5 protein-coding genes and 1 pseudogene are annotated in these 6,040 nt (G+C 54.5%); 3 read left to right on the top strand and 3 right to left on the bottom strand.

The genetic code is table 11. From position 1 onward, the window contains the following. A partial coding sequence (thiH, locus tag AB5Y85_RS06370) for a 2-iminoacetate synthase ThiH (RefSeq protein WP_368221282.1) occupies positions 1-1,279 on the top strand: 1,279 nt, incomplete at its 5' end. Between the two features lie 519 nt (positions 1,280-1,798). On the opposite strand, the gene AB5Y85_RS06365 is transcribed toward thiH, so the two are convergent. The 3 genes from AB5Y85_RS06365 to AB5Y85_RS06355 form a co-directional block, all read right to left on the bottom strand. Beyond that, on the bottom strand, positions 1,799-3,337 hold the full coding sequence (locus AB5Y85_RS06365; RefSeq protein ID WP_257687232.1) for an ATP-binding protein: 1,539 nt from the start codon (positions 3,335-3,337) through the stop codon (positions 1,799-1,801). A 226-nt stretch (positions 3,338-3,563) separates the two neighbouring features. Beyond that, positions 3,564-4,106, bottom strand: a complete 543-nt coding sequence (locus AB5Y85_RS06360; protein ID WP_257688071.1) for a GNAT family N-acetyltransferase — start codon at positions 4,104-4,106, stop codon at positions 3,564-3,566. After that, entirely contained in the window at positions 4,106-4,534 is a 429-nt protein-coding gene (locus AB5Y85_RS06355) for a GNAT family N-acetyltransferase (protein ID WP_236368257.1), read from the bottom strand. Before AB5Y85_RS06355 ends, AB5Y85_RS06360 begins: the two co-directional genes overlap by 1 nt. Positions 4,535-4,754: 220 nt before the next feature. Here AB5Y85_RS06355 and ybaK point away from each other — a divergent pair, with 220 nt between their 5' ends. Further along, entirely contained in the window at positions 4,755-5,219 is a 465-nt protein-coding gene (ybaK, locus tag AB5Y85_RS06350) for a Cys-tRNA(Pro) deacylase (protein WP_213393459.1), read from the top strand. A gap of 183 nt (positions 5,220-5,402) precedes the next feature. Beyond that, positions 5,403-6,040 (top strand): annotated as a pseudogene (locus AB5Y85_RS06345) (hypothetical protein); the annotation flags it as partial.

The raw sequence follows: 6,040 nt of genomic DNA, 5'->3' as shown, positions 1-6,040 counted from the left end.
CTCTTTCTCGGTTTCTCACGAGGCCGATGTGTTTAGCCCCCCTCTCGGCTCTTCACAAAATAAGGGAGAGGGGCTGGGGGTGAGAGCTGAGGCTGATTCGGTGCTTGAAGGGGGCGAGTTCTGCGCTCCTCCCCCTCCCAAGGGGGAGGCCGGGAGGGGGTTGGATTTTGCCAATCGTTGGCAGGAGCTGGATTGGGACGATATCGGCATGCAGATCCGCGCCAAAACTGCCGCCGATGTGGCCCGCGCCCTGAGTGCCCCCCGCCGCACCCTGAGCGATTTTATGGCGCTGATCTCCCCAGCCGCCGAAGCCTATCTGCCGCAGATGGCAGCCGAGGCCGAGCGGCTGACCCGCCAGCGCTTTGGCAACACCATCGGCTTCTATGTGCCGCTCTATCTGTCGAACCTCTGCGCCAACGACTGCACCTACTGCGGTTTCTCCATGAGCAACCGCCTCAAGCGCAAGACCTTGAATGCAGAGGAGATTGAGCGCGAGTGTCTGGCCATCAAGGCGCGCGGTTTTGACAGCGTGCTGCTGGTGACCGGCGAGCACGAGCACAAGGTGGGGCTCGCCTATTTTCGCGAGGTGATGCCCATCATTCGCCGCCACTTCAGCACGGTGGGGATGGAGGTGCAGCCCCTCTCGCAGGCCGAGTATGCCGAGCTGAAAACCCTCGGCCTCGACGCCGTCATGGTCTATCAGGAGACCTACCACGCCGCCACCTACGCCCGCCACCATCTGCGCGGCAACAAGCGGGACATCGCATGGCGCCTCGCCACGCCGGATCGGCTCGGCCGTGCCGGTATCGACAAAATCGGGTTGGGGGCGCTCATCGGTCTCTCCTCGGACTGGCGCGCCGACAGCTACTTTGTCGCCGAGCACCTGAGCTGGCTTGAGCGCCACCACTGGCAGAGCCGCTATTCGCTCTCCTTCCCGCGCCTGCGCCCCTGCACCGGCGGGCTGGAGCCTGCCGTGGTCATGTCGGATCGCCAGCTGGCCCAGCTTATCTGCGCCTGGCGCCTCTTCTCGCCGACCCTGGACTTGTCCCTCTCCACCCGCGAGTCGGCCACGTTTCGCAACGGCGCGGTGCGCCTTGGCATCACCCAGATGTCGGCCGAGTCGCGCACCCAGCCGGGTGGCTATGCCGAGGGGGATGCAGAGGAGCTGGAGCAGTTCGCCATCCACGACGACCGCCCGGTGGGGGAAGTGGCCGCCGCCGTGCGGCAGGCGGGGTTGCAGCCGGTGTTCAAGGATTGGGAACCGTTTTTGGGCCGATAGGGGCGGCCATGCCCCCCTTTGCCGGTGGCAACCGGCGTCCAGCCAGACTCCGTGCCTGTGGCAAGCAGGTACGGCTGCGCCGTGCAATCGTAGGGTCGATTAGCCGTTAGGCGTAATCGTCCGCTTTGTTATGTGGGGATGGATGGCTCGGCTACGCCGAGCAGGACGCGAGGCCGTTGGCCTCGAAGGGGTTTCGCCCGCCCTTCGGGCTTGGGCGAGTAACTTTTCTTTGCGTGGCCAAAGAAAAGTCACCAAAAGAAAGGCCACCCCCGCTAATTCGCCCGACTTCGTCGGGTTCCTTCGGCTCACCCGCTTGTCCGACGGCACGCGCCGACGGGCCATCCATGGCCCGGCGCCGCTCGCTCGACATCCTGTCTCGCGGCCTGGACAAGCGGACTCGCCTCAGCGAATAAGAGGGGGAACCAAAACCCTGCCCGCCATAACCTCAGGGAGTGGTCGTAGGGTGCAATTCACTTCGCTTATTGCACCCTATGGTAATACACCCTGTGAGGACGACATTTAAGCATCTATTTCTCTTAAATCTTCGATTATTGGGGTGAGCCATTCAACAACTTGAGAAGTGAAACGCGCCCATGAAGGATGTTTAGATGCAAGGTCTACAATCCGAGTTAAACCTACGGAGCGTTCAATTCCCAAGAAGTTAATTATTTGCGTTACATAGTTATGTGAGTCTTGTTCAAAAATAATAGTTCTTGCGATATCTACTATTTCTTGGTAATCGTTACCCAACTCATTGCCATTAATTTCAACAAGCATAGAGTGAATGTATCGCTCTGGATTGAACTCCTCAGGCAAAGTAAACTCTGAAATTTTTTCTAAAGCTCTAGCTCTCAGGTCAATAGCTCTTTGATCATTGCCAGTAATTACTTTTTTGATGGCGTTTTCTTTTTGTGCCCGTAGACGACAAACATCACCATCTAATACATATATATTTTTACTAACATCTTCACCTCTAAGTAAAGCCCCGCCTAAAATTGTGAAGGCGTTAGATGAGGCACCATATTTTATAATCTGAACATGCTTGGATGCCTTGAGGGATGAGCATAATTTACTTACAACCGCAGCAGCTACATCATCCTCAACATAGATTTCTACGGAGGTCCTTCTCTCCCCAGTTAGACGAGTTATTGAATCTGGCTTAGTATCTTCGAAACAATATGTTCTATCAGAAAAATTCAATATATGTCTAATGTTAACCATGTGCGACATGGTGGTTATTACTTCTCTGTGAGTTGTAAAAATTATTTGTATTTTATTTTCTGTTGCATGCTGAGAAAGAACAGCTATAAGTCTTTTCAGTGCGCTATCATGTAGCAATAAGTCAATTTCATCAATTAAAATCAAAGCGTATTTATCAGCTTTTAACACGGTCTCAAGAATTAAAAATATCTTTTGCTCACCAGCGCTCATGCTGAGAGATGAATACCTCATCCCATTCGCTTCTACACCGATCATCTTTTTTCCATTCGGCTGGAGATGGCTATTTAGAGATGTATATCTTTTGTTTAAAATTTGAGATGCTTTATTCAGGATGGTTTCCACTAAAGCGTTGGTTACATTTGATGTCACATATTGCACAGAGTTCTTTTTCTCTGATTCAATCATTGGGACACACTTATCTATTCCAAGATAATAAACTTCTCTTAACGGACGTCTAGCGTATATTGGAACCCATCTTGAACCTCTAGCCTCAGATTTTCCATAGCTTTTTTTCTCATCATCTATTAATTCTCTTCCTCTCCTATATGACATAGAAATTAAAAAACTACTGCCATTCCACTCTGAATCTGGACTTCTAGGAAAAAAATCACCTAGTTTGTTGTCTTCGCCTGGAAAGTCCTTTTCTGGCATATAGACACCTGCGAGGGCATGTAAGATGGATGATTTCCCACTTCCATTTGGCCCTAAGATCGCGGTCAATGCATGAGGGGTAAATGTCAACTCATTTAAATCGTTTAGGCATTTTAATTTTTTAATATTTATGGAGTTTATAGTTTGCCCTGTAATGGTTTTTACCGTGTTAGGTTGTTTGGCCACAGTTTCAGTCCTGTTTATTAGTTTTAAAAAATTAAAATGCTATTTGTATGTGAGAGAGTTTACTCTTGTGGAGACCCGTAGGGAACTTTTATAGACTTGTTGTGAATCTTGAGTAAATCGGTCATTCAGTAATTTCCGTAATGGCGACCGGTCCATAGTAATTTTTTGACTCAGGTTACATGCTGCCTCAATTTAGATAGCGCTACAGGCTACGTCCTGACAGATATCAGCCTGCGGGAACAAGGGCATAGATATGTGCATCCATAGGTTGGCCATGAAGAAAGATGCGATTTCTAGCCCGGCACTCAAAGGTTGCCTCTGCGGCCATAGCAACAGCTTCGCTGGCGTTGTTGCCAACCCCCATCACGATCTCTAGCCGAAATAGTCCTAACTGCTGAAAGCCAAAGTCACGGAGCAGGGCGACCGCCTGTCGGGCGATGCCGCAGCCTTGGCGGGATTGGCGTACCCAATAGCCGATATTGCCGTAACGATGATGGGGCGACAGCTGGTTGATTCCTGCGCCACCCAGCAGTTGGCCGTTGGTGGCGCAGAAGATGCCCATGTCAAAGGAGCGTCCCGCCGCACAATCCTGATCGCAGCTGGCAAACCACGCCAGTGCACTTTCCCGGGTAAATGAAGGGGAGCACCAGCTCATCCATTTGCCGACCGTCTCGATCGATTCGTGGGCCGCGCGGACAAACTCGTCGGCATCGTCCGCTTTGAACGGGCGGATCACGATATTGGCGTTGGCAAGGCGCTGGAATCTCATCACTTATCCTGCTTTTTCAGAAAGTAACTGATATGCCCCGGCGGCATATCGGGCAGTTGGCCAAAGACCTCGTAACCCTGCTTTTGGTAGAAGGGAAGGGCCTGAAAACTGGTGGTTTCCAGATGGTAGTTGCTGATGCCCTGGCTTTGGGCGTACTGCTCCATGGCACCGAGCAGGCGGCCGCCCCAGCCATCGCGGCGGATGCTTTCGTCGATCCAGAGCCAGTCGACGTGCAGCCAGCCCCACTTGATGTCGGCGATGATACCGCCGTGTACCTTGCCCTCTTTATCCTTGATAAAGCTGGCGATCCGCTCGCGCCGAAGTTCGTACAGTTGAGGGCCTGCCTGGCTTACGTTGTAGCCCGTCAGGCCAATGCGCAGCGCTTCAACATCATCGTCCTGAGGCGGTTGGGGTGGGGTGAGTTGCATATGGGCTCCTGCGGTATGGGTTGTGGCGGCGGCAAAGGGTTAAAGCAATACCCGTTTGGACTCTGTCTGGTCAAGTGCTCTGGTCGCTCGCCACCAAGCGTGCATGGTATGGCGGCCAGTCAATGGCCCTTGCAACTTCCATCCCCCCCTTGCATCACCCCAGAGTGAGGCGCAGACTGTTTGGCCTTGTTTTTATGCGATTCGATTCAAGGCAACCATCATGACTCCTGCCATCAACCTGCTGAAGAAGCTCAAAATTTCCCACAAGCTCTACCCCTACGAGTGCGAAGCCCACGACGATTTCGGCAAGCATGCCGCGACCCAGCTCGGGCTGCCGGAGGCGCAGGTGTTCAAGACTCTGGTTGCCCATCACGACAAGCAGGCGGTGGTGGCCATCGTTCCCTCATCCGGTATGTGCAGTCTGAAGCAGCTGGCCAAGGCGACCGGCCTCAAGAAGGTGGAGATGATGAAACCGGCGGAAGCGGAGAAGCTGACTGGTTACAAGGTGGGCGGCATCAGCCCGCTGGCCCAGAAGAAATTGCTGCCCACCGTACTCGATGAGTCGGCGCTGCAGTTTGACGAGATCCTGGTGAGCGGCGGCAAGCGCGGCCTCTCGGTCGGTGTGGCGCCGCAGGATATGCTGACGCTGATGAAGTGGATCGCCGCACCTATCGGCGAAGAGTAGTGCCGGGCACGGTGTGAACCTGCCCTCCGGGCCTGTGGTGGCCCGGAGGCGATGTGACTCGTGAGGATATCTGCCCGCGTCCCCCTGTTTGTCGTGTTGCTTATCCTCGCACAGGCCGCGCCAAGGTGGGGTGCCCACGCTCAGGGCTACACTGAAAGTACCCCTTCAGCCAAGGCGCGGTTTATGTCACCCCTGCATCTGCTTGCTGCCGCTCTGCTCTGCATGTTGTCGCTGACCGGACAGGCGGCCACCCGGTTTACCTATATCAGCCCGGAGAGCGAGCGGGATCCGCGCACTACTTATGATCGGGAGCTGCTGCGGCTCGCCCTCGACAAGACCCGCGACCAGTTTGGCGACTATCTGCTGGAGCCTGCGCCGCCCATGACCAAGGCGCGCGAGCGGGTCAGCATGCAGCTCGACAGCTATCCCAACCTCTTTGTAATGGACAGCTACAGCAGCACCCGCGAGGATCTGGGGCTCGCCTATGTCCGTTTTCCCATCCATCTGGGGATCGTCAGCTACCGCATCTGTTTTGTCAGCCCGCAGCAAAAGGCGGCTGTTAGCAAAGTGACCGATCTCAAGGGGCTGCGGCAGTTCACCTTTGGTCAGGGCAAGGGGTGGCTGGATGTGGACATCCTGCGTTACGCCGGGATGGAGGTGGTGGAGGTGGAGGGGTACGAGAAACTGTTCAAAATGGTGGCGCGGGGCCGCTTCGATCTCTTCTGCCGCGGGGTGAGCGAGCTGCGCAGCGAGCAGCTGACCCACAAGGAGATGACGGATCTGCTGGTGGATGACGCGCTGTTGATCTACTACCCGCTGCC

It is taken from the genome of Aeromonas sp. R3-1 (genome assembly GCF_040908345.1).
GTDB lineage: Bacteria > Pseudomonadota > Gammaproteobacteria > Enterobacterales > Aeromonadaceae > Aeromonas > Aeromonas veronii.
The sequence above is the reverse complement of the archived record's forward strand: the minus strand, read 5'-3'. Positions and strand labels throughout refer to the sequence as shown.

Coding starts and splice junctions, on each gene's coding strand:
- AB5Y85_RS06360 (WP_257688071.1), bottom strand. CDS start 4,106: ATGAGATTCCAGCGCCTTGCCAACGCCAATATCGTGATCCGCCCGTTC.
- AB5Y85_RS06355 (WP_236368257.1), bottom strand. CDS start 4,534: ATGCAACTCACCCCACCCCAACCGCCTCAGGACGATGATGTTGAAGCG.
- ybaK (WP_213393459.1), top strand. CDS start 4,755: ATGACTCCTGCCATCAACCTGCTGAAGAAGCTCAAAATTTCCCACAAG.